The 24753-nt window shown below is 58.4% G+C and carries 21 protein-coding genes; 20 read left to right on the forward strand and 1 reads right to left on the reverse strand.

The features are described from left to right. Positions 1-17: 17 nt before the first annotated feature. The gene (gene map, locus AC07VO_RS15865) at positions 18-800 is read right to left on the reverse strand and encodes a type I methionyl aminopeptidase (RefSeq protein ID WP_018927020.1); all 783 of its coding nucleotides are present in this window, start codon (positions 798-800) and stop codon (positions 18-20) included. A gap of 372 nt (positions 801-1172) precedes the next feature. On the opposite strand from map, the gene rpsB reads away from it, so the two are divergent. From rpsB to kdsA, 20 genes are all read left to right on the forward strand, one after another. After that, positions 1173-1910: a 30S ribosomal protein S2 gene (gene rpsB / locus AC07VO_RS15870; RefSeq protein ID WP_018927019.1), complete on the forward strand. Its 738-nt coding sequence runs from the start codon at positions 1173-1175 to the stop codon at positions 1908-1910. 190 nt (positions 1911-2100) lie between these two features. Continuing rightward, positions 2101-2964, forward strand: coding sequence for a translation elongation factor Ts (gene tsf, locus AC07VO_RS15875; RefSeq protein WP_018927018.1), 864 nt, complete (start codon positions 2101-2103; stop codon positions 2962-2964). A gap of 210 nt (positions 2965-3174) precedes the next feature. Next, positions 3175-3918 carry a UMP kinase gene (pyrH, locus tag AC07VO_RS15880; protein WP_003198235.1) on the forward strand — a complete coding sequence of 248 codons (744 nt, stop codon included), beginning with the start codon at positions 3175-3177 and terminating at the stop codon, positions 3916-3918. Continuing rightward, complete coding sequence (frr, locus tag AC07VO_RS15885) at positions 3915-4472, forward strand: ribosome recycling factor (RefSeq protein WP_007940501.1); 558 nt, start codon at positions 3915-3917, stop codon at positions 4470-4472. The genes pyrH and frr overlap by 4 nt, the downstream gene beginning before the upstream one ends. A 14-nt stretch (positions 4473-4486) precedes the next feature. Beyond that, positions 4487-5242, forward strand: a complete 756-nt coding sequence (gene uppS, locus AC07VO_RS15890) for a polyprenyl diphosphate synthase (protein WP_064620052.1) — start codon at positions 4487-4489, stop codon at positions 5240-5242. Further along, on the forward strand, positions 5242-6048 hold the full coding sequence (locus tag AC07VO_RS15895; RefSeq protein WP_086944758.1) for a phosphatidate cytidylyltransferase: 807 nt from the start codon (positions 5242-5244) through the stop codon (positions 6046-6048). The genes uppS and AC07VO_RS15895 overlap by 1 nt, the downstream gene beginning before the upstream one ends. Next, positions 6045-7235, forward strand: coding sequence for a 1-deoxy-D-xylulose-5-phosphate reductoisomerase (ispC, locus tag AC07VO_RS15900; protein ID WP_086944759.1), 1191 nt, complete (start codon positions 6045-6047; stop codon positions 7233-7235). Before AC07VO_RS15895 ends, ispC begins: the two co-directional genes overlap by 4 nt. Positions 7236-7287: 52 nt before the next feature. Continuing rightward, on the forward strand, positions 7288-8640 hold the full coding sequence (gene rseP / locus AC07VO_RS15905; RefSeq protein WP_018927014.1) for a sigma E protease regulator RseP: 1353 nt from the start codon (positions 7288-7290) through the stop codon (positions 8638-8640). Between the two features lie 72 nt (positions 8641-8712). Further along, positions 8713-11091: an outer membrane protein assembly factor BamA gene (gene bamA, locus AC07VO_RS15910; RefSeq protein ID WP_018927013.1), complete on the forward strand. Its 2379-nt coding sequence runs from the start codon at positions 8713-8715 to the stop codon at positions 11089-11091. A gap of 45 nt (positions 11092-11136) precedes the next feature. After that, on the forward strand, positions 11137-11640 hold the full coding sequence (locus AC07VO_RS15915; protein WP_007940508.1) for an OmpH/Skp family outer membrane protein: 504 nt from the start codon (positions 11137-11139) through the stop codon (positions 11638-11640). 3 nt (positions 11641-11643) lie between these two features. Further along, a complete protein-coding gene (lpxD, locus tag AC07VO_RS15920; protein ID WP_018927012.1) occupies positions 11644-12699 on the forward strand; it encodes a UDP-3-O-(3-hydroxymyristoyl)glucosamine N-acyltransferase in 1056 nt (351 codons plus the stop codon). 109 nt (positions 12700-12808) lie between these two features. Beyond that, positions 12809-13249 (forward strand): 3-hydroxyacyl-ACP dehydratase FabZ, encoded by a 441-nt coding sequence (gene fabZ / locus AC07VO_RS15925; RefSeq protein WP_007940511.1) that lies wholly within the window; start codon positions 12809-12811, stop codon positions 13247-13249. Continuing rightward, positions 13246-14022 (forward strand): acyl-ACP--UDP-N-acetylglucosamine O-acyltransferase, encoded by a 777-nt coding sequence (lpxA, locus tag AC07VO_RS15930; protein ID WP_018927011.1) that lies wholly within the window; start codon positions 13246-13248, stop codon positions 14020-14022. Before fabZ ends, lpxA begins: the two co-directional genes overlap by 4 nt. A 2-nt stretch (positions 14023-14024) precedes the next feature. Then, positions 14025-15152 (forward strand): lipid-A-disaccharide synthase, encoded by a 1128-nt coding sequence (gene lpxB / locus AC07VO_RS15935; RefSeq protein ID WP_064620046.1) that lies wholly within the window; start codon positions 14025-14027, stop codon positions 15150-15152. Beyond that, on the forward strand, positions 15152-15793 hold the full coding sequence (gene rnhB, locus AC07VO_RS15940) for a ribonuclease HII (protein WP_018927009.1): 642 nt from the start codon (positions 15152-15154) through the stop codon (positions 15791-15793). Before lpxB ends, rnhB begins: the two co-directional genes overlap by 1 nt. A gap of 82 nt (positions 15794-15875) precedes the next feature. Next, a complete protein-coding gene (gene dnaE / locus AC07VO_RS15945; protein ID WP_018927008.1) occupies positions 15876-19397 on the forward strand; it encodes a DNA polymerase III subunit alpha in 3522 nt (1173 codons plus the stop codon). Between the two features lie 150 nt (positions 19398-19547). Beyond that, a complete protein-coding gene (locus AC07VO_RS15950; protein WP_018927007.1) occupies positions 19548-20495 on the forward strand; it encodes an acetyl-CoA carboxylase carboxyltransferase subunit alpha in 948 nt (315 codons plus the stop codon). Positions 20496-20645: 150 nt separating this feature from the next. After that, a complete protein-coding gene (gene tilS / locus AC07VO_RS15955) occupies positions 20646-21974 on the forward strand; it encodes a tRNA lysidine(34) synthetase TilS (protein WP_086944760.1) in 1329 nt (442 codons plus the stop codon). A gap of 274 nt (positions 21975-22248) precedes the next feature. Beyond that, entirely contained in the window at positions 22249-23880 is a 1632-nt protein-coding gene (gene pyrG, locus AC07VO_RS15960) for a CTP synthase (protein ID WP_026286489.1), read from the forward strand. A 5-nt stretch (positions 23881-23885) separates the two neighbouring features. After that, positions 23886-24731, forward strand: coding sequence for a 3-deoxy-8-phosphooctulonate synthase (gene kdsA / locus AC07VO_RS15965; protein WP_015093773.1), 846 nt, complete (start codon positions 23886-23888; stop codon positions 24729-24731). Positions 24732-24753: the final 22 nt, after the last annotated feature.

Consider the following 24753-nt stretch of genomic DNA (forward strand, 5'->3'; position numbering starts at 1 on the left):
GAACGGCGCGGGCGGGATCAGGCCGAAACGCGCGGGATGGTATCGTCGCTGCGCAGGGTGAAGATCTCGTAGCCGGTATCGGTCACCAGCAGAGTGTGTTCCCATTGCGCCGACAGCTTGCGGTCCTTGGTGATCGCGGTCCAGCCATCGCCCAGCACCTTGGTGTCGGCCTTGCCCTGGTTGATCATCGGCTCGATGGTGAAGGTCATGCCGGCTTTCAGTTCCATGCCGGTGCCGGCGCGGCCGTAGTGCAGGATCTGCGGTTCTTCGTGGAACACCTTACCGATGCCGTGGCCGCAGAACTCGCGAACCACCGAGAAACCGTTCTTTTCCGCGTGCTTCTGGATCACTTCACCGATATCGCCCAGGCGGCAGCCGGGTTTCACCAGTTCGATGGCCTTGTACATGCATTCCTGTGTCACCTGGGACAGACGCTCGGCCCAGACTGGCACGGTGCCGACGTGGAACATGCGGCTGGTATCGCCGTGGTAGCCGTCCTTGATCACTGTGACGTCGATGTTCAGCGTGTCGCCATCCTTCAACGGCTTCTCGTTCGGGATGCCGTGGCAGACCACGTGGTTGATCGAGGTGCAGATCGACTTCGGAAAGCCCTTGTAGTTGAGCGGGGCAGGAATGGCTTTCTGCTCGTTGACGATGTAGTCGTGGCAGATGCGGTCCAGCTCTTCGGTGGTAACGCCCGGCTTGACATAATCGGCAATCATTTCCAGCACATCGGCGGCCAATTTGCCGGCGATCCGCATTTTTGCGATGTCCTCTGGGGTTTTGAGGGTGACGGTCATACAGGCTCTCTCTGCGCTCAATGGCGCCTTCTAAAACGAAATGGGCATTGCGCGAACGATCGTCGCGGCCCTGAAAAACGCAATTCTACCAGACGATCAGGGCAAATCTGAGCTTCTGTGCATCGCTTCTCTCTATAGGATGGCGCATTCTTGGGGGATTCCAAGGGCGGGATCAAAAGCATTCGCCAGGTTTTCAGAATGCGGGTTCCGTTTTTTCCGGCCTTGTGATATAAAATGCGCCGCTTTCCGGGGTACCCTGAAAAGCTTAAATCCACACACGTGTCGACACGATGACCTGGGTGCCTTCAGCTGATGCTGCTGGTTGGTCATTGGGATACGTGGAGGCCAAACCCGACTTATTAAGGAACTATCATGTCCCAAGTCAACATGCGCGATATGCTGAAGGCCGGTGTGCACTTCGGTCACCAAACCCGTTACTGGAATCCGAAAATGGGTAAGTACATTTTCGGCGCGCGTAACAAGATTCACATCATCAACCTTGAAAAAACCCTGCCAATGTTCAACGAAGCTCTGACTTTCGTAGAGCGTCTGGCCCAGGGCAAAAACAAGATTCTGTTCGTCGGCACCAAGCGTTCCGCTGGCAAGATCGTTGCTGAAGAAGCAGCACGTTGCGGTTCGCCGTACGTCGATCACCGCTGGTTGGGCGGCATGCTGACCAACTTCAAAACCATCCGTGCTTCCATCAAGCGTCTGCGTGACCTTGAAGTGCAAGCTGAAGACGGTACTTTCGCCAAGCTGACCAAGAAAGAAGCGCTGATGCGCACTCGCGATCTTGAGAAGCTGGATCGTTCCCTGGGTGGTATCAAGGACATGGGCGGTCTGCCAGACGCTCTGTTCGTTATCGACGTTGATCACGAGCGCATCGCGATCACCGAAGCCAACAAGCTGGGCATCCCGGTTATCGGCGTAGTCGATACCAACAGCAGCCCGGAAGGCGTTGACTACATCATCCCAGGCAACGATGACGCAATCCGCGCTATCCAGCTGTACATGGGTTCGATGGCTGACGCTGTTATCCGTGGTCGCAACAATGTTGCTGGCGGCACTGTAGAATTCGTAGCTGAAGAAACTCAGGCTGCAGCTGAGTAATTGACGCCCTGGCGTTGACTCAGTAAGCAAAAAGGGGGCTTGGCCCCCTTTTTGCCACCTCGAAAACCATTTGTCGGCGCCCACTGCTTTATCTGTAACGTGCGGCAGCTAACAAGGGTGGTTCGGGAAGAATTGATCGCCCGTTCGATCGGGTGGAATGGTTGAAAACCTATCCAAGAGGAATTTGAAAATGGCAGAGATTACTGCAGCGTTGGTCAAAGAACTGCGCGAGCGTACCGGCGAAGGCATGATGGACTGCAAAAAGGCCTTGACCAAGGCTGGCGGCGACATCGAAAAAGCCATTGATGACATGCGCGCTTCGGGCGCCATCAAGGCTGCCAAGAAAGCCGGCAACGTTGCCGCTGAAGGCGCAATCGCTCTCAAGGAAGACGGTAAATCCGCCGTTCTGCTGGAAGTGAACTCGCAGACCGACTTCCTGGCTCTGCAGGACGACTTCAAGGCATTTGTTGCTGCCAGCATTGAAAAAGCGTTCGCTGACAAACTGACCGATGCTGCTCCGCTGATCGAAGCGCGTGAAGCTGATCGTCTGGTTCTGGTTGGCAAGGTTGGCGAAAACGTCAACATTCGTCGCCTGGCTCGCGTTGAAGGCGATGTTGTTGGTGGCTACCTGCACGGCAACAAGATTGGTGTTGCGGTTGTTCTCAAGGGCGGCGACGTTGAGCTGGCCAAAGACATCGCTATGCACGTAGCGGCTACCAACCCTGAATTCCTGCTGCCGTCGGAAGTTTCCGCTGAAGCGATCGAGCGCGAGAAAGGCGTGTTCCTGACCCTCAACGCTGACAAGATTGCCGGCAAGCCAGAAAACATCGTTGAAAACATGGTCAAAGGCCGTATCAGCAAGTTCCTGGCTGAAGCGAGCCTGGTTGAGCAGGCGTTCGTCAAGAACCCTGAAATCAAGGTCGGCGACCTGGCCAAGAAAGCCGGTGCTGAAATCGTTTCTTTCACCTACTTCAAAGTAGGCGAAGGCATCGAGAAGCCAGTAGACAACTTCGCAGAAGAAGTTGCTGCCCAGCTGGCTGCCAGCAAGCAATAAGACGGTTTTTTAACTGTCGCCCTGAAGAGGCTGCCCGCTTACGCGCGCAGCCTCTTTTCAGATGGGGTTGCCAATTTTATTTGGTTTCCTTTTGGAACTGGCTTACAAAGCCATGTTCCGATGGCGCTGAAGCAGCGCCAAGCTAGAGTGAACGCCAGCTGTAAACAGCTCGCAAAGAATTTTTAAAATACGCCGCAGGAGAGATTCGCAATGGCTCAGCAGGGCAGTGGTTATCAGGCTCGCTATAAACGCATTCTACTCAAGCTTAGCGGCGAGGCCCTGATGGGCTCGGAAGAGTTCGGGATCGATCCGAAAGTTCTGGATCGCATGGCACTGGAAGTTGGCCAACTGGTTGGCATCGGTGTTCAGGTCGGTCTGGTGATCGGCGGGGGTAACCTGTTCCGTGGCGCAGCGCTCAGCGCCGCCGGCATGGATCGGGTCACTGGCGACCACATGGGCATGCTGGCCACTGTGATGAACGCCCTGGCGATGCGCGATGCGCTGGAACGTGCCAATATCTCGGCCATCGTGATGTCGGCCATTTCCATGGTTGGCGTGACCGATCACTATGATCGCCGCAAAGCCATGCGCCACCTGAACTCCAAGGAAGTCGTGATTTTCGCGGCCGGTACTGGCAATCCGTTCTTTACAACGGACTCGGCTGCCTGCCTGCGCGCAATCGAAATCGATGCCGATGTGGTGCTCAAGGCAACGAAGGTTGATGGCGTCTACACCGCTGACCCGTTCAAAGACCCGCATGCCGAGAAGTTCGATCATCTGACCTACGATGAAGTGCTGGATCGCAAGCTGGGTGTGATGGATCTGACGGCCATTTGCCTGTGCCGCGACCACAAGATGCCGCTGCGCGTGTTTAATATGAACAAACCCGGTGCCCTGTTGAATATCGTACATGGCGGCGCTGAAGGAACCCTGATCGAGGAAGTTCAACAATGATCAACGAAATCAAGAAAGACGCTAAAGAGCGCATGCAGAAATCCGTAGAATCGCTGGCGCACAACTTCGGGCGTATCCGTACCGGACAGGCGCACCCAAGCATTCTGGAAGGCGTGATGGTTCCGTACTACGGCGCCGACACTCCGATCAAGCAAGTGGCGAACATCACCGTTAAAGACGCCCGTACCCTGCAAGTCGTTGCCTTCGAGCGCAACATGCTGGGCGCGGTCGACAAGGCTATCGGTAGCGCTGGCCTGAATCTCAACCCGACCAACCTGGGTGAGTTGCTGCTGATCTCCATGCCGGCCCTGACCGAAGAAACCCGCCGGGGCTTCACCAAGCAGGCTCGTGATGTCGCTGAGGATGCCCGTGTTGCCGTGCGCAACATCCGTCGCGATGCAAACAGCTCGCTGAAGGACCTGGTCAAGGAAAAGGAAATCAGCGAAGACGAAGAGCGTCGTGCCACTGGCGAGATCGACGATCTGACCAAGAAATTCGTGGCTGAAATCGACGCTAAGTTGGCGGAGAAAGAAAAAGACCTGATGGCCGTATAAGGGTCGAGTTTTAAATGGACAAGACCAAGCAGACTGCGCCGTCCGCGGTGCCGCGCCATGTCGCGATCATCATGGATGGTAATAATCGTTGGGCGAAAAAACGCTTTATGCCGGGTGTCGCCGGGCATAAAGCGGGTGTGGATGCTGTTCGTGCGGTCATCGAGGTGTGTGCGGAGTCCGGGGTTGAGGTATTGACCCTGTTTGCGTTCTCCAGTGAGAACTGGCAACGCCCGGCCGATGAGGTCAGTGCCTTGATGGATCTGTTCTTCAGGGCGCTGCGTCGCGAGGCCAAGCGCCTGAACGACAACAACATCAGTTTGCGCATCATCGGCGACCGTTCGCGTTTTCATCCAGAGCTTCAAGCTGCCATGCGTGAAGCCGAGGCTATGACTGCCGGCGTCAATCGCTTTATCCTGCAGATCGCCGCCAACTACGGTGGTCAGTGGGACATCGCGCAAGCTGCGCAACGTCTGGCGCGCGAAGTTCAGGCCGGGCATCTGCGCCCTGAAGACATCACTCCCGAGCTGTTGCAAACCTGTCTGGCGACCGGCGATCTGCCGTTGCCGGACTTGTGCATCCGTACCGGTGGCGAGCATCGCATCAGTAACTTCCTGCTGTGGCAACTGGCTTACGCCGAGTTGTACTTCTCCGACCTGTTCTGGCCGGACTTCAAACACGACGCCATGCGCAAGGCGCTGGCTGATTTCGCTTCTCGCCAGCGTCGCTTCGGTAAAACGAGCGAACAGGTCGAGTCTGGAGCCCGGGTTTAATGCTTAAACAACGAATCATCACGGCACTGATTCTGCTGCCGATTGCCCTGTGCGGGTTTTTCCTGCTTGAAGGGTCCGGTTTTGCACTGTTTATCGGGCTGGTGGTGACGCTGGGGGCATGGGAATGGGCGCGCCTGGCGGGTTTCGCTGGCCAGGCGATCCGTGTTGCTTTTGCAGCTGTGGTCGCGCTGATGCTGTTTGTCATGCACATCCTGCCGGGGCTCGCGCCTTGGGTGCTGGGTGCCTCGGTGCTCTGGTGGGGCGTGGCCACCTATCTGGTGCTGACTTATCCGCGGTCCAGCGAACACTGGGCCAGCGCTGCCTGCAAGCTGGCGATCGGTTTGTTGATTCTGTTGCCGGCCTGGCAAGGTCTGATCCTGATCAAGCAGGAACCCTTGGGCAACTGGCTGATCATGGCCGTGATGGTGCTGGTCTGGGGCGCCGATATCGGTGCGTACTTTTCCGGCCGAGCCTTCGGCAAGCGCAAGCTTGCACCACAGGTCAGCCCTGGCAAGAGCTGGGAGGGCGTGTACGGCGGCTTGCTGCTGAGCCTGGTGATCACGGCAATCGTCGGTTTTGCGCGGGACTGGAGTTTCGCTCAGATGCTGATGGGCCTGTTCGGTGCCGCGGTCATCGTGTTCATTTCGGTGGTGGGCGACCTCACCGAAAGTATGTTCAAGCGCCAGTCGGGGATCAAGGACAGCAGTAATCTGCTGCCGGGGCACGGCGGTGTGCTGGACCGCATCGACAGTCTGACAGCGGCGATTCCAGTGTTCGCCGTGCTTCTGTGGATGGCGGCATCGTGAGTCGCCCACAACAGATTACCGTGCTGGGGGCGACCGGCTCGATTGGTCTGAGCACTCTGGACGTCATCGCCCGTCACCCCGAACGCTATCAGGTATTCGCCTTGAGCGGTTTCACTCGTTTGAGTGAGCTGCTGGCGCTGTGCGTGCGTCATGAGCCACGTTTCGCGGTCGTGCCGGAATCTGGCGCTGCCCGAGGCTTGCAGGACGAATTGCATGCGGCTGGCCTGTCGACCCGTGTTCTGGTGGGAGAGGAGGGCTTGTGTCAGATCGCCTCGGATCCGGAAGTCGATGCGGTAATGGCGGCGATCGTCGGGGCGGCGGGTTTGCGTCCGACCCTGGCGGCGGTCGAGGCCGGCAAAAAGATTCTTTTGGCCAATAAAGAAGCGCTGGTGATGTCCGGTGCGCTGTTCATGCAGGCCGTGCGTAAAAGCGGTTCGGTACTGCTGCCGATCGACAGCGAGCACAACGCGATTTTCCAGTGCATGCCGCAGGACTTCTCTCGTGGTTTGGGCGCGGTCGGTGTACGCCGGATTCTACTGACAGCCTCTGGTGGCCCGTTCCGGCAGACGCCCCTGGCCGAACTGGCGCATGTTACCCCCGAGCAAGCGTGTGCTCACCCGAATTGGTCCATGGGGCGCAAGATTTCGGTGGATTCGGCCAGCATGATGAACAAAGGGCTCGAGCTGATCGAGGCCTGCTGGCTGTTCGACGCTACGCCCTCTCAGGTCGAAGTGGTGATTCACCCGCAAAGCGTGATTCATTCGCTGGTCGACTATGTCGATGGTTCGGTGCTGGCGCAGCTGGGTAATCCGGATATGCGCACACCAATTGCCAATGCCCTGGCGTGGCCGGAGCGGATCGACTCGGGCGTTGCGCCGTTGGATCTGTTCGCCATCGCTCGCCTGGATTTCCAGGCACCCGATGAAGAGCGTTTCCCTTGCCTGCGCCTTGCGCGTCAAGCCGCCGAGGCTGGTAACAGCGCGCCGGCCATGCTCAATGCCGCGAATGAAGTGGCTGTGGCGGCCTTTCTCGACGGACGGGTTCGCTATCTGGAAATCGCGAGTATTATCGAGGAAGTATTGAACCTCGAGCCTGTGGTTGCGGTTGATGATCTCGAGGCAGTGTTTACGGCCGATGCGAAAGCACGGGTACTGGCCGGGCAATGGTTGAGTCGTCACGGCCGATAAGTGCTGCAATACGTTGGCCCATGCAGCACCGATAGGATTGCGGAGAAAGTAGATGAGCGCGCTCTATATGATTGTCGGCACCCTGGTAGCGCTGGGCGTGCTGGTCACCTTCCACGAATTCGGCCATTTCTGGGTCGCACGTCGCTGTGGGGTCAAAGTGCTGCGTTTCTCCGTGGGCTTCGGCATGCCGCTGCTGCGCTGGCACGACAGCAAAGGCACTGAATTCGTGGTTGCCGCCATCCCGCTGGGTGGCTACGTGAAAATGCTCGACGAGCGCGAAGGTGAGGTGCCGGCCGATCAGCTCGATCACGCCTTCAATCGCAAGTCCGTCCGTCAGCGCGTTGCTATCGTGGCAGCCGGTCCGATTGCCAACTTTCTATTGGCGATGGTGTTTTTCTGGGCATTGGCAATGCTGGGCAGCGAGCAGGTGCGCCCGGTTATCGGCGCGGTCGAATCCGGCAGTATCGCCTCCAGGGCAGGTTTGAGTCCGGGGCAGGAAATTATTGCCATCGATGGCGAGCCCACTTCCGGCTGGGCTGCGGTGAACCTGCAACTGGTCCGCCGCCTGGGCGAGAGCGGTTCCCTGCAAGTGCTGGTCCGCGACCAGGGCTCCACCGTGGATTCGCCTCGTGAGCTGGTGCTGGACAAGTGGCTCAAGGGGGCTAACGAGCCGGATCCTATTCACTCGCTGGGTATTCGCCCCTGGCGTCCGGCATTGCCGCCGGTGCTGGCCGAAATTGATCCGAAAGGGCCGGCGAAGGCTGCGGGTTTGAAGGCTGGAGACCGCCTGTTGACCTTTGATGGCAAGGCACTGGATGACTGGCAGCAAGTAGTCGACATCGTCCGTTTGCATCCGGATACCAAAATCATGCTGCGCGTTGAGCGCGACGGTGCTCAAATCGACGTCCCTGTGACGCTGGCCGCGCGCGGCGAGAGCAAGGCACCCACCGGCTATCTGGGCGCAGGGGTGAAAGCGGTCGATTGGCCACCAGAGATGATTCGCGAAGTCAGTTACGGTCCGGTGGCCGCGATTGGGGAGGGTGCCCGACGCACCTGGACCATGAGCGTACTGACCCTCGACTCGCTCAAGAAAATGTTGTTCGGCGAGCTCTCGGTAAAAAACTTGAGTGGACCGATAACCATTGCTAAAGTGGCGGGCGCTTCTGCCCAGTCGGGCATCGCTGATTTCCTGAATTTCCTTGCTTATCTGAGTATTAGCCTGGGTGTTCTGAATTTGCTGCCCATTCCTGTACTGGATGGGGGGCATTTGTTGTTTTATCTGATCGAGTGGGCGCGTGGTCGTCCCTTGTCGGATCGGGTGCAAGGTTGGGGGATACAGATCGGTATCAGTTTGGTGGTCGGGGTGATGTTGCTTGCTCTGGTCAATGATCTGGGTCGACTGTAACGCTTCGCTGAATTGCGAATCTGCCGCATTTTGCGGCAGTTTTTATTGCCAGTTGGAATAAGAAAGGACTTCATGAAACGTCTGCTGCTAACTGCGGTTCTCACCGTATTGATGATCGCCGAAGTTCACGCCGAGTCCTTCACTATCTCTGATATTCGCGTCAATGGCCTCCAGCGGGTCTCCGCGGGTAGTGTCTTTGGTGCCTTGCCGTTGAACGTCGGCGAGCAGGCGGATGATCGTCGCCTGGTGGAATCCACTCGTGCGCTGTTCAAAACCGGGTTCTTTCAAGATATCCAGCTGGGCCGTGAAGGCAACGTCCTGGTCATTACTGTAGTCGAGCGTCCGTCGGTCGCCAGTATCGAGATCGAAGGCAACAAGGCGATCTCCACTGAAGACCTGATGAAGGGCCTCAAACAGTCCGGTCTGGCCGAAGGCGAGATCTTCCAGCGCGCGACCCTCGAAGGTGTGCGTAACGAGCTGCAGCGTCAATACGTCGCTCAGGGCCGCTACTCGGCTACCGTCGACACCGAAGTGGTGCCGCAGCCGCGTAACCGCGTTGCCCTGAAGGTCAACATCAACGAAGGTACCGTAGCGGCGATCCAGCACATCAACGTGGTGGGCAACACTGTTTTTCCTGATGAAGACCTGATCGACCTGTTCGAACTCAAGACCAGCAACTGGCTGTCGTTCTTCAAGAACGATGACAAGTACGCTCGTGAAAAGCTCTCCGGTGACCTGGAGCGTCTGCGTTCCTATTACCTGGACCGTGGCTATATCAATATGGATATCGCTTCGACCCAGGTGTCCATCACCCCGGACAAGAAACACGTCTATATCACCGTCAACGTCAACGAAGGCGAGAAGTACACCGTTCGTGACGTGAAACTCAGCGGCGACCTGAAAGTGCCTGAAGACCAGGTCAAGTCCCTGCTGCTGGTTCAGAAAGGCCAGGTGTTCTCGCGCAAGCTGATGACCACCACCTCCGAACTGATTACCCGCCGCCTGGGTAACGAGGGTTACACCTTCGCTAACGTCAACGGCGTGCCTCAGCCTCACGATGAAGACCACACGGTCGATATCACATTCGCTGTCGATCCGGGCAAGCGTGCTTACGTGAACCGCATCAACTTCCGTGGCAACACCAAGTCCGAAGACGAAGTGCTGCGCCGTGAAATGCGTCAGATGGAAGGCGGCTGGGCTTCGACCTACCTGATCGACCAATCCAAGACCCGCCTGGAACGTCTGGGCTTCTTCAAGGAAGTCAACGTCGAGACGCCGGCCGTGCCGGGTGTCGATGATCAGGTTGACGTGAACTACAGCGTTGAAGAGCAGGCTTCCGGTTCGATTACCGCCAGCGTTGGTTTCGCCCAGAGCGCCGGTCTGATCCTTGGTGGTTCGATCACTCAGAACAACTTCCTGGGTACCGGTAACAAGGTCAGCATCGGCTTGACTCGCAGTCAGTATCAAAGCCGTTATAACTTCGGTTATGTCGACCCCTACTGGACAGCTGACGGTGTGAGCCTGGGTTACAACGCTTTCTATCGTACGACCGACTACAAAGACCTCGATGTCAACGTAGCCAGCTACGCCGTAGACAGCCTGGGCGCAGGTGTCAACGTTGGTTATCCGATCAGCGAGACTTCGCGTCTGACGTTTGGTTTGTCTGCACAACAAGACAAGATCAAGACGGGTCTTTACACCGTCGACGAAATCTTCGACTTCGTTAACAAGGAAGGTGATCAGTACCTCAACTTCAAGGCATCGGCCGGTTGGTCTGAATCCACCTTGAACAAAGGGGTACTGGCGACCCGTGGTCACTCCCAGAGCTTGACTGCGGAAGCCACGACACCGGGCAGCGACTTGTCGTTCTTCAAGCTCGATTATCGCGGTCAATTGTTCCAGCCGTTGTCTGAAAACTACACCATGCGCCTCCACACCGAGCTGGGCTATGGCGATGGTTATGGTTCGACCGACGGCTTGCCGTTCTATGAAAACTATTACGCCGGTGGTTTCAACTCGGTTCGTGGCTTCAAGGACAGCACCCTGGGGCCTCGTAGTACGCCGAGCCGGGGCGTGAACCCGGGCACCGCAACCGACCCGGACCAGGATCCACTGCCGTTTGGTGGTAACGTCCTGATTCAGGGTGGTGTAGAAGTTCTATTCCCTATGCCGTTCGTGAAAGATCAGCGTTCCTTGCGCACTTCGGTATTCTGGGACGTGGGTAATGTGTTCGATTCGACTTGCAAGCAGAGCACCAACGCCGATGGTTCCAAGTCCAACACTCAGTGTAACGACGTCAGCCTGAGCAACATGGCCAGTTCGGTGGGTGTCGGTGTGACATGGGTTACCGCCCTTGGTCCGTTGAGCTTCGCCTTGGCGATGCCAGTCAAAAAACCGGACAGCAATGCCGAGACTCAAGTGTTCCAATTCTCCCTCGGCCAGACGTTCTAAGCGTCTGACCCAAGATAATGACAATGGATTTTGTAGGAGTGCATCGTGCGTAAGTTGACTCAATTGGTTCTCCTGGCGACCGTGCTGGTTGCAGGTCCGGCTTTTGCCGACATGAAAATCGCCGTTCTGAACTATCAGATGGCACTGCTGGAATCCGATGCGGCGAAGAAATACGCCGTGGATGCCGAGAAAAAATTCGGCCCGCAACTGACCAAGCTCAAGAGCCTGGAAAGCAGCGCCAAGGGTATCCAGGACCGTCTGATGGCCGGTGGCGACAAGATGCAGCAAGGCGAGCGTGAACGTCTGGAGCTCGAGTTCAAGCAAAAGGCCCGTGATTTCCAGTTCCAGTCCAAGGAGCTGAACGAAGCCAAAGCCGTTGCCGACCGTGAAATGCTGAAGCAGCTCAAGCCGAAACTGGACAGCGCTGTGGAAGAAGTCATCAAGAAAGGTGCTTATGACCTGGTCTTCGAGCGTGGCGCAGTGATTGATGTCAAGCCTCAGTACGACATCACTCGCCAGGTTATCGAGCGCATGAATCAGCTGAAGTAACCCATGACAGCGACTATAAAGCTCGGCCAGTTGGCCGAGTTCCTCGGCGCCACCTTACGTGGCGACCCGGAGAAAGAAATTACTGGGCTGGCCACTTTGCAAGAGGCTGGCCCAGCTCAGTTGAGCTTTCTGGCAAATCCTCAATACCGTAAATACCTGGCTGACAGTCAGGCCGCAGCCGTGCTGCTGAAGGCCGCTGACGCTGAAGGTTTTGTCGGTGATGCGCTGGTGGTGGCTGATCCATATCTGTCTTATGCGCGCATTTCCCACCTGTTCGATCCCAAGCCCAAGGCGCCGGCCGGTATTCATCCGACAGCGGTAGTGGCAGCGGATGCGGTGGTCGATCCTGCGGCGAGCATCGGTGCCTTTGCGGTCATCGAAAGTGCAGCGCGCATTGGCGCCGGTGTGACCGTTGGTGCGCATTGCTTCATCGGTGCACGCTGCGAAATTGGCGAGGGCGGCTGGTTGGCCCCGCGCGTCACGCTGTATCACGACGTGCGCATCGGCAAACGGGTGGTGATTCAATCCGGTGCCGTGCTCGGTGGTGAAGGCTTCGGTTTTGCCAACGAGAAAGGTATCTGGCAGAAAATTGCCCAGATCGGCGGCGTCTCGATCGGAGACGACGTGGAAATAGGCGTTAATACCGCTATCGATCGTGGCGCGCTGGCCGATACCGTCATTGGTAATGGTGTGAAGCTCGACAATCAGATTCAGATTGCCCACAACGTCCAGGTTGGTGACCACACGGCCATGGCCGCGTGCGTGGGAATTTCCGGCAGCACCAAAATCGGCAAGCATTGCATGCTCGCCGGTGGCGTAGGGCTGGTGGGGCATATCGACATTTGCGACAACGTTTTCCTGACCGGGATGACCATGGTGACCCACTCGATTACCGAGCCGGGCTCCTATTCTTCCGGTACGGCGATGCAACCGGCAGCCGAATGGCGCAAAAGCGCGGCACGTATCCGTCAGCTCGATGACATCGCGCGACGTCTGCGACAGCTGGAAAAGCGTGTAGGGGACGTGACCCCTGACGGTAATGCTTCATCAGATGGCTGATACCATTTCCATATCAAGTGTGCACAGCCGCTAGACTGCCTCCCTTGATTTGCTAGAGGAGTGCGCGTCAGTCGCGCGCTCCCAATCTTTACATAGGCTTCCCCCCGAAATGATGGACATCAACGAGATTCGCGAATACCTGCCTCACCGTTACCCGTTCCTGCTGGTGGACCGGGTGGTGGATCTGGATGTGGAAGGCAAGCGCATTCGCGCCTACAAGAATGTCAGCATCAACGAGCCGTTCTTCAATGGTCACTTCCCTGCGCATCCAATCATGCCGGGTGTACTGATCATCGAAGCGATGGCTCAGGCTGCCGGGATCCTTGGTTTCAAAATGCTCGACGTGAAACCGGCCGATGGCACGCTTTACTACTTCGTCGGCTCCGACAAACTGCGCTTCCGTCAGCCGGTGCTGCCGGGCGATCAATTGATCCTTGAAGCCAAGTTCATCAGTTGCAAGCGTCAGATCTGGAAGTTCGAATGCCAGGCTTCGGTCGATGGCAAGCCAGTCTGCTCCGCTGAAATCATCTGTGCGGAACGCAAACTATGAGTTTGATTGACCCTCGCGCAATCATCGATCCGACGGCCATCCTGGCCGACGACGTCGAAGTCGGCCCTTGGTCGATTGTCGGCGCAGGTGTGGAAATCGGCGAGGGGACAGTGATCGGGCCGCATGTGATTCTCAAGGGCCCGACCCGAATCGGTAAGCACAACCGCATCTACCAGTTTTCTTCGGTAGGTGAGGACACGCCCGATCTGAAATACAAGGGCGAGGAAACCCGTCTGGTCATCGGTGACCACAACGTCATCCGTGAAGGCGTGACGATTCACCGCGGGACCATTCAGGACCGTTCGGAAACGACCCTGGGCGATCACAATCTGATCATGGCCTATGCCCACATCGGTCACGACAGCGTTATCGGCAATCATTGCATCCTGGTCAACAACACCGCGTTGGCAGGGCATGTGCACGTTGAAGACTGGGCGATCCTGTCCGGCTTCACTCTGGTTCACCAGTATTGCCACATCGGCGCCCACAGCTTTTCCGGCATGGGCACTGCCATTGGCAAAGACGTTCCTGCGTACGTCACGGTATTCGGCAACCCCGCTGAAGCTCGCAGCATGAACTTCGAAGGCATGCGCCGTCGCGGCTTCAGCGAAGAGGCGATCCACGCGCTGCGTCGTGCCTACAAGGTGGTTTACCGCCAGGGCCTGACAGTCGAGCAAGCGCTCGCCGAGCTGGCCGAACCCTCGCTGCAGTTCCCGGAAGTCGCGGTGTTCCGTGATTCCATCCAGTCTTCGACCCGCGGCATCACCCGCTAATCATGGCCAATCTGCGTATTGCGCTGGTGGCGGGTGAGGCTTCCGGTGACATTCTGGGTGCGGGTCTCATGCGTGCGCTCAAGGCACAGCATCCGGCGGTCGAGTTCATTGGTGTCGGCGGTCCGCTGATGCAGGCCGAAGGCCTGACCTCGTATTTCCCGATGGAACGCCTTTCTGTCATGGGGCTGGTGGAAGTGCTGGGCCGTTTGCGCGAGCTGTTGGCCCGTCGCAAGAAACTGGTTGCGGACCTGATCGCCGCGAAGCCGGACGTGTTCATCGGTATCGATGCCCCGGACTTCAACCTCAATATCGAACTCAAGCTGCGTCAGGCCGGGATCAAGACCGTGCATTACGTCAGCCCGTCGGTCTGGGCCTGGCGACAGAAGCGGGTGCTGAAGATTCGCGAAGGTTGCGACCTGATGCTGACGCTGTTCCCGTTCGAAGCTAAATTTTATGAAGAGAAGGGCGTGCCGGTACGGTTTGTCGGGCATTCCCTGGCCGATGCGATCCCGCTTGAGGCCGATCGCACCGCCGCGCGGGCCGAACTCGGTTTGCCGGAAGGGCCGTTGGTTGCCCTGATGCCGGGTAGTCGTGGCGGTGAAGTCGGGCGCCTCGGTGCGTTGTTCCTCGACACCGCCCAGCGCCTGCGGGCCATGCGTCCGGGCGTGCGATTCGTCATGCCGTGCGCCAGTCCGGAGCGCCGGGCCCAGTTGGAAGAGTTGCTGGCTGGTCGCGATCTGCCGCTGACCTTGCTCGACGGCAAATCCCATCTGGCGCTGGCGGCGTGCGACGCGGTGTTGATCGCTTCGGGCACCGCGACCCTGGAAGCATTGCTGTACAAGCGGCCGATGGTGGTCGCTTATCGCCTGGCACCGCTGACGTTCTGGATTCTCAAACGGATGGTGAAGAGTCCCTACGTCTCGTTGCCGAATTTGCTGGCCCAGCGCCTGCTGGTGCCAGAGTTGTTGCAGGACGATGCGACAGTCGAAGCCCTGGCCCAGACTCTGTCGCCGCTGATCGAAGGTGGCGAGGAGCAGACCCGAGGCTTTGACGAAATCCACCGAACCCTGCGACTGGACGCCTCCAATCAGGCAGCGGACGCGGTACTGAACCTGATTGGCAGAGCATAATGAGCAAAGCAAGCAAGCAGCTGGGCCTGGATTTTATGCTGGTCGATGAAGTTGAAGATCTGGTGGCAGGTGTCGATGAAGTCGGTCGCGGCCCGCTGTGCGGTGCCGTGGTGACCGCCGCGGTGATCCTTGATCCGAGCCGGCCGATTCTCGGCCTCAACGATTCGAAGAAACTCACCGAAGCCCGCCGTGAAAAACTCTACGACGAAATCTGCGAAAAAGCCCTGAGCTGGTGCATTGCTCGCGCCGAAGTCGAAGAAATTGACGAGTTGAACATCCTTCATGCCACCATGCTGGCCATGCAGCGCGCGGTCGAAGGCCTGCACATTCAGCCGAAGCTGGCGATGATCGACGGCAACCGTTGCCCGAAACTCTCGATGCGCGCCGAAGCGGTGGTGCAAGGCGACAGCAAAGTGCCGGCCATCGCTGCGGCGTCAATTCTGGCCAAGGTCAGCCGTGATCGTGAAATGGCGGCGTTCGAACTGATTTACCCGGGTTACGGCATCGGTGGCCACAAAGGCTACCCGACGCCCGTTCATCTGGAGGCGCTGACGCGTCTGGGGCCGACACCGATTCACCGCCGCTCGTTCGCCCCGGTACGCCTGGCGTATGAAGCGCGGGAAAACCTGATCGAGGGTTAGTCGCAGGCTGATGTTTTACTCAAGGCCCGGTACAATCCGGGCCTTGTTGTCTTCACGTTTCTAGTTTCTAGACAGGATCACTATGCCGGCTTCATTCGTTCATCTACGCCTGCACACTGAATATTCCCTGGTCGACGGTCTGGTGCGGATCAAACCGCTGGTCAAGACCCTGGTCGGCATGAACATGCCTGCCGTGGCGGTCACTGACCAGAACAACATGTGTTCCCTGGTCAAATTCTATAAAGCCGCCATGGGCGCCGGGATCAAGCCGATTTGTGGCGCCGACCTGTGGCTGTCGAACAAGGATCCGGACAACCCCTTGAGCCGGATCAGCCTGCTGGCGATGAACGCCACAGGTTATCGCAACCTCACCGAACTGATCTCCCGTGGTTTCATCGACGGCCAGCGCAATGGTTCGATCATCATCGAGCGCGAGTGGGTGGCCGAAGCCAGCGAAGGCTTGATCATGCTGTCGGCGGCGAAAGAGGGCGAAATCGGCCTGGCGATGCTCGGCGGCAACCCGGACGAAGCCGAAACCCTGGCTCGCGAGTGGATGGCGGTGTTCCCGGATCGTTTCTATCTGGAAGTCCAGCGCACCAACCGCCCCAACGACGAAGAACAACTGCACGGCGCCGTGGCCCTGGCCGAGAAAATCGGCGCGCCGCTGGTGGCGACCAACGACGTGCGCTTCATCAAGCAGGAAGACTTCGAAGCCCACGAAACCCGCGTTTGCATCGGTGAAGGCCGCGCCCTCGACGATCCGCGGCGTTCGAAGAATTACAGCGATCAGCAATACCTCAAAAGCGCCGAGGAAATGGCCGAGCTGTTCAGCGACCTGCCTGAGGCGCTGGAGAACACAGTCGAGATCGCCAAGCGCTGCAACATCGAAGTGAAGCTGGGCAAGCACTTCCTGCCCAACTTCCCGATTCCCGATGGCATGACCATCGACGAATATTTCCGCAAGGTTTCCTTCGACGGTCTGGAAGAACGCCTCAGCGTTCTGCTGCCCAAGGACACCACCGAAGACTACGAAGCCAAGCGCCAAGTCTATGTCGACCGGCTGAATTTCGAGCTGGATATCATTATCCAGATGGGCTTCCCCGGTTACTTCCTGATCGTGATGGACTTTATCCAGTGGGCCAAGAACAACGGCGTACCGGTGGGGCCTGGCCGTGGGTCGGGTGCCGGGTCGCTGGTGGCCTATGTGCAGAAGATCACTGACCTTGACCCGCTGGAATATGACCTGCTGTTCGAACGTTTCCTTAACCCGGAACGGGTTTCCATGCCCGACTTCGACGTCGACTTCTGCATGGACGGTCGCGACCGCGTGATCGATTACGTGGCCGAGAAATACGGCCGTAACGCGGTAAGCCAGATCATCACCTTCGGTTCCATGGCGGCCAAGGCTGTGGTCCGTGACGTGGCGCGGGTGCAGGGCAAGTCCTACGGACTGGCGGATCGTCTGTCGAAGATGATTCCGTTCGAAGTCGGCATGACCCTGGAAAAAGCCTACGAACAGGAAGAAATCCTGCGCGACTTCATCAAGGTCGATGAAGAAGCCGCGGAAATCTGGGAAATGGCGCGCAAGCTCGAAGGCGTTGTGCGTAACGTCGGTAAACACGCCGGTGGCGTGGTGATTGCGCCGACCAAGCTGACCGACTTCTCGCCGATCTATTGCGACGAAGCGGGCGACGGTCTGGTAACCCAGTTCGACAAGGATGACGTTGAGGCTGCCGGTCTGGTGAAGTTCGACTTCCTGGGGCTTCGGACCCTGACGATCATCGACTGGGCGCTGAAAACCATCAACCGCGACCGCGCCAAGGTCAACGAACCGCCGCTGGACATCGCGTTCATCCCGCTGGATGACAAGCCGACTTACACGCTGCTGCAAAAAGCCGAAACCACCGCGGTGTTCCAGCTCGAATCGCGCGGCATGAAAGAGCTGATCAAAAAGCTCAAGCCCGACTGCCTGGAAGACTTGATCGCACTGGTGGCCCTGTTCCGTCCGGGCCCGCTGCAATCGGGCATGGTGGACGACTTCATCAACCGTAAGCACGGTCGCGCCGAACTCGCGTACCCGCACTCGGACTACCAGTACGACGGCCTCAAGCCGGTATTGGCGCCGACTTACGGCATCATCCTGTATCAGGAACAGGTGATGCAGATTGCCCAGGTCATGGCCGGTTACACCCTCGGCGGCGCGGACATGCTGCGTCGAGCCATGGGTAAGAAAAAACCCGAAGAAATGGCCAAGCAGCGCGGCGGTTTCATTGAAGGTTGCGCCACCAACAATATCGACGCTGACCTTGCCGGTAACATTTTCGACCTGGTAGAAAAATTCGCCGGTTACGGTTTCAACAAATCCCACTCCGCTGCCTACGGCCTGGTGTCGTACCAGACCGCGTGGCTGAAAGCCCACTATCCGGCGCCGTTCATGGCCGCGGTACTGTCGGCGGATATGCACAACACCGACAAGGTCGTGACCTTGATCGAAGAAGTGCGGACCATGAAGCTGCGCCTCGACGCGCCAGACGTGAACACCTCGGAGTTCAAGTTCACGGTGAACGACGAAGGCCGCATCATTTACGGTCTGGGCGCGATCAAGGGCGTGGGCGAAGGCCCGGTCGAAGCGATTACCGAGGCGCGGCAAGACGGGCCGTTCAAGGACCTGTTCGATTTTTGCGCGCGGGTCGACCTCAAGCGTATCAACAAACGCACCCTCGACGGCTTGATCCGCAGTGGTGCCCTGGACCGCCTAGGCCCGTATTTCCACGATGAGCAGAAAGCCTATCAGGCCAACATCGACCGCAACCGCGCGGTGTTGTTGACGGCCATGGAAGAGGCGATCAAGGCGGCCGAACAAACCGCTCGTACCCACGACAGTGGGCATGCCGATCTGTTTGGCGGTCTGTTCGTTGAAGAAGATGCCGACGTCTACGCCAATCACCGCAAGGCCAAGGAGCTGACCCTCAAGGAACGCCTGAAAGGCGAGAAAGATACCTTGGGCCTGTACCTCACCGGCCACCCGATCGACGAATACGAGGGCGAGATCCGTCGCTTCGCCCGTCAGCGCATCATCGACCTGAAGCCGGCTCGCGACACGCAAACGGTCGCGGGCATGATCATCGCCCTGCGAGTGATGAAGAACAAAAAGGGCGACAAGATGGGCTTCATCACCCTCGACGACCGCTCCGGGCGGATCGAAGCCTCGTTGTTCGCCGATGCGTTCCATTCCGCACAGTCGTTGTTGCAGACCGATGCGATGGTGGTGGTCGAAGGCGAAGTCAGCAACGACGACTTCTCCGGTGGCCTGCGGTTGCGGGTCAAGCGGGTGATGAGCATGGAAGATGCGCGCACCAACCTGGCCGAAAGCCTGCGCCTGAAGTTGCATGCAAAGGATCTCAAGGGCGATCAGCTACGCTGGTTGGGCGAGTTGTTGAAGCGTCATCGCGGTGCGTGCCCGATCACCATGGACTACACCAGCCCCGATGCGAAGGCCTTGTTGCAGTTTGGCGAGACCTGGCGGATCGACCCGGCGGATGCCTTGATTCAAGCCCTGCGTGACCAGTTCGGGCGAGACAACGTCTTCCTCCAATACCGTTGACGGTCAGGCGCCATTCCTTACCATGGGAACGCGCCTGATCCCGACCCGAATTTTTAATCTCGACCTGAACGCGCCTGTCCCTTAAGGTAGGGCGCGAATAGACAACCGGCCGGCCCAAGCTCTCTTGGACGCGACCCTAGACGGACGCCTATGAACCCGAATTTTCTAGATTTCGAACAGCCGATCGCCGACCTGCAAGCCAAGATCGAAGAGTTGCGCTTGGTCGGTAATGACAATTCGCTGAATATCGGCGATGAGATCTCCCGCCTACAGGACAAGAGCAGCACGCTGACCGAAGATATCTTCGGCAAGCTGACCAGCTGGCAGATCGCGCGTCTGGCGCGTCACCCGAAACGTCCGTACACCCTGGACTACATCGAACACATCTTCACCGAGTTCGATGAGTTGCACGGCGACCGTCACTTCTCCGACGACGCTGCCATCGTTGGCGGTGTTGCCCGTCTGGACGACCAACCGGTGATGGTTATCGGTCACCAGAAAGGTCGCGAAGTGCGCGAGAAGGTTCGCCGCAACTTCGGCATGCCGCGCCCTGAGGGCTACCGCAAGGCGTGCCGCCTGATGGAAATGGCCGAGCGTTTCAAAATGCCGATCCTGACCTTCATCGACACCCCGGGCGCTTACCCTGGCATCGACGCCGAAGAGCGCAACCAGAGCGAAGCGATTGCCTGGAACCTGCGCGTCATGGCTCGCCTGAAAACCCCAATCATCGCCACCGTGATCGGTGAGGGTGGTTCCGGTGGTGCGCTGGCCATTGGCGTCTGCGATCAGCTGAACATGCTGCAATATTCGACCTACGCGGTGATTTCGCCGGAAGGTTGCGCCTCGATTCTGTGGAAAACTTCCGAGAAAGCCCCGGATGCCGCTGAAGCGATGGGCATCACTGCCGAGCGTCTGAAGGGCCTGGGCATCGTCGATAAAGTGATCGGCGAGCCGTTGGGCGGCGCTCATCGTGATCCGGCGGCTGCCGCTGCCTCGATCCGCGCCGAGCTGAGCTCGCAACTGGCGATGTTGAAGAAGTTCGACAACGACGCGCTGCTGGCCCGTCGTTACGAGCGTCTGATGAGCTACGGTCTCTGATCTGATCGCGCTTTAGCCTTGTGGGAAGAGCCGGGCGACGTTCGTCTGCTCGCGATTGCGGTATAACAATCAACAAATATGTTGAATGTTAAGCAGCCTTCGCGAGCAGGCTCGCTCCCACAATGGGTCTATGTGAAGCGACTGACGTCTATGAGCCCTAAGAAGATTGATCTGCCAGCCAGGCTTCTCCATGGGCTGGTTCCGTGGCGTAACGCCATAACCTGGCGCATCGCCTTCTCCGGTGGTCTCGATTCCACCGTCCTGCTGCACGTTCTCGCACACCTCGCAAAAACCGAATCCTTGCCGGCGTTGACCGCCATTCACGTCCACCACGGCCTGCAGGCTGCGGCTGATGCGTGGCCGGAACATTGTCAGTCGGTCTGTGATGCGTTGGGTGTACCGCTGGAGGTTGTGCGTGTTCAGGTTGAGCGCGGCGCGAGCCTCGAGCGTGCGGCGCGGGATGCGCGTTACGGCGCCTTCATCGCGGCGACTCACGCCGGTGAAGTACTGCTCACAGGTCAGCACCGTGACGATCAAGCGGAAACCCTGTTGTTTCGGCTGATGCGCGGGGCAGGGGTGAGAGGTTTGTCGGGGATGCCGAGTGAGCGTCCTTTGGGGTGTGGGCATCTGCTGCGACCACTGCTTGATGTCACTCGCGCCGAGCTTGAGGCCTACGCCACTGAATATCAGCTGAACTGGATCGAAGATCCGTCGAATCAGGACCGGCAGTTCTCGCGCAATTACCTGCGTCATCAGGTGTTTCCCGTGTTGACCGCGCGCTGGCCGCAAGCAGTGGCGACCATGGCTCGCAGCGCTGCGCATCTGAGTGAGGCGCAGGGGTTGCTCGACGATCTGGCGCAAATTGATCTGGCCCAGGCCGGCACCGACAGTGATTTCGATTGGCTGGGGTTGCCGTCGCTGGAGCTGGCGCCCCTGGAAAAGCTCTCTGATGCACGCCAGCGCAATGCGCTGAGTCATTGGCTCAAACCGCTGACGTCTTTGCCGGACAGTGACCATTGGTCGGGTTGGCAGGATTTGCGCGATGCGACTGGCGATGCGCGTCCGGTCTGGCGATTGGCGGCGGGCGAACTGCATCGCGCTGGTGGGCGTCTCTGGTGGTTGTCAGGTGGATGGTTGCGCACTCCGCCATCCCCGGTGTCCTGGGCTGACCCCGCGGTATTGCTGGCGTTACCGGATAATGGCGTGCTCACACTCACCGGCCAGATCCCCGATGGCCCGTTGCAGATCCGCTATCGTGAGGGCGGCGAAGTCATGAATTTGCCCGATCGCGGTCACCGTGACTTGAAGCGTTTGCTCAACGAAAGGGGCGTGCCGGGCTTCGCCCGTGGCAGATTGCCGCTGGTCTACAGGGGCCAGCAATTGCTGGCGGTGGCGAACCTGCGGGGGCTGAATGGCAGTGAGCGCAGTGGCTGGTATTTGCATTGGCAGCCGCCGATCGAAGATCAAGGTTTGAGCTGAAAGGGGCTTTCCGGTAGACTACGCTCCCTTCTTGATACAACTTCTGTGGATTCGCCTGAATCGCAGCAGTTGCCGATTACCAAGCAGTCTTTGCTGGGCGATTCCAAAAAATGTGTAGCGAGCAACCTACCGGTGTTTCATCTTCCGGTCTGTCCCAACGCGGCGGTTTTTTTGAAAGGTGCACTGTGATTAATGCAGGTGATCGGGGGCTTCGGCCTTCCTTCGCTTTCCCCGGCGGCTCGGACCGCTTTAACGCAGACTTCTAGGGTTTTTCATGACGCGCTACATATTCGTCACGGGCGGTGTTGTTTCTTCATTGGGGAAAGGCATTGCCTCGGCTTCATTGGCGGCCATCCTGGAGGCGCGGGGACTTAAGGTCACCATGCTGAAGCTGGACCCGTACATCAACGTTGACCCGGGCACCATGAGCCCGTTCCAGCACGGTGAAGTGTTCGTCACCCACGACGGCGCCGAGACCGACCTGGACCTGGGCCACTACGAGCGGTTCATCCGCACGACCATGACCCAGAACAACAACTTCACCACTGGCCGTGTCTACGAACACGTCCTGCGCAAAGAGCGCCGTGGTGATTACCTGGGCGCAACCATTCAGGTGATCCCGCACATCACCGACGAAATCAAGCGCCGGATCATCAAGGGCGCTGGCGATGCCGACGTGGCCATGGTCGAGATCGGTGGCACCGTGGGTGACATCGAGTCGCAACCGTTCCTCGAGGCGATCCGTCAATTGCGTTTCGAAGTCGGCGCCAAGCGCGCGATGCTGATGCACCTGACACTGGTGCCGTACATCGCCACTGCCGGCGAAACCAAAACCAAGCCAACCCAGCACTCGGTCAAGGAACTGCGTTCCATTGGCCTGCAGCCTGACGTGCTGGTGTGCCGCTCCGATCACCCGATCGACATTTCTTCGCGTCGCAAGATCGCGCAGTTCACCAACGTTGAAGAGCGTGCGGTGATTGCGCTGGAAGACGCTGACACCATCTACAAGATCCCGGGCATTCTGCACTCCCAGGGCCTGGATGATTTCGTCGTCGAGCGTTTCGGCCTGCAATGCGACAGCGCCGATCTGTCCGAGTGGGAAGCGGTGGTTGATGCCAAGCTGAACCCGGAACACGAAGTCACCATCGCCATGGTCGGCAAGTACATGGAACTGCTGGACGCCTACAAGTCGCTGATCGAAGCGATGAGTCACGCCGGCATCAGCAACCGCACCAAGGTCAACCTGCGCTACATCGATTCCGAAGACATCGAAAACCAGGGCACCGCGCTGCTGGAAGGCGTCGACGCGATTCTGGTACCGGGCGGCTTCGGTCTGCGTGGTGTTGAAGGCAAGATCACTGCCGTTCAATACGCTCGCGAAAACAAGGTTCCATACCTGGGTATCTGCCTGGGCATGCAAGTGGCCGTTATCGAGTTCGCTCGTAACGTAATGGGCTGGAAAGATGCCAACTCCACTGAGTTCGATCGTACCAGCGGTCACCCGGTGGTGGGTCTGATCACCGAGTGGGAAGATGCCACCGGCGCCGTCGAAATCCGTACCGAATCGTCCGATCTGGGTGGCACCATGCGCCTTGGCGCTCAGGACTGCCTGCTTGAGCCAGGTTCCCTGGTGCACGATTGCTACGCCAAGGATGTGATCGTCGAGCGTCACCGTCATCGCTACGAAGTGAACAACAACCTGCTGCCGCAAATCATCGAGGCCGGCCTGAAAATCTCCGGTCGTTCCGGTGATGGCGCGCTGGTTGAAGTGGTTGAAGCACCGGATCACCCATGGTTCGTCGCTTGCCAGTTCCACCCAGAGTTCACCTCGACGCCACGCGACGGTCACCCGTTGTTCAGCGGTTTCGTTAAAGCCGCTTTGGCTCAACACCAGAAGAAGGCGTAATCCTGATGGCGCAGAAGATCATCCGCGTAGGCGATATCGAGATTGCCAACGACAAGCCAATGGTGCTGTTCGGTGGCATGAACGTGCTGGAAAGCCGTGACATGGCGATGCAGGTCTGCGAAGAGTACGTAAAGGTCACCGAAAAACTCGGTATCCCTTACGTGTTCAAGGCCAGTTTCGACAAGGCGAACCGTTCTTCTGTGACCTCTTACCGTGGCCCCGGGCTGGAAGAGGGCATGCGGATTTTCCAGGACATCAAGCAAGCCTTTGGCGTACCGATCATCACCGACGTCCACGAGCCTGATCAGGCCGCGGTCGTCGCTGAAGTCTGCGACATCATCCAGTTGCCGGCCTTCCTGTCGCGCCAGACCGACCTCGTGGTCGCGATGGCCAAGACCGGCGCGGTGATCAACATCAAGAAAGCCCAGTTCCTCGCGCCTCAGGAAATGAAACACATCCTGAACAAGTGCGTGGAAGCCGGTAACGATCAGTTGATTCTCTGCGAGCGTGGTTCGAGCTTCGGCTACAACAATCTCGTGGTCGACATGCTCGGCTTCGGCATCATGAAGCAGTTCGAATATCCGGTGTTCTTCGACGTGACCCACGCGTTGCAAATGCCCGGCGGTCGCTCCGATTCCGCCGGTGGTCGTCGTGCCCAGGTCACTGACCTGGCCAAGGCCGGCATGAGCCAGTCGCTGGCCGGGCTGTTCCTCGAAGCCCACCCGGACCCGGACAACGCCAAATGCGACGGCCCTTGCGCCCTGCGTCTGGACAAACTGGAGCCATTCCTGGCCCAGCTCAAAGCACTGGACGAACTGGTGAAGAGTTTTCCGACGGTAGAAACCGCGTAAACCTCAATTCTCCGGTAAAGTA

Source organism: Pseudomonas sp. GW821-FHT03E01 (assembly GCF_059420765.1).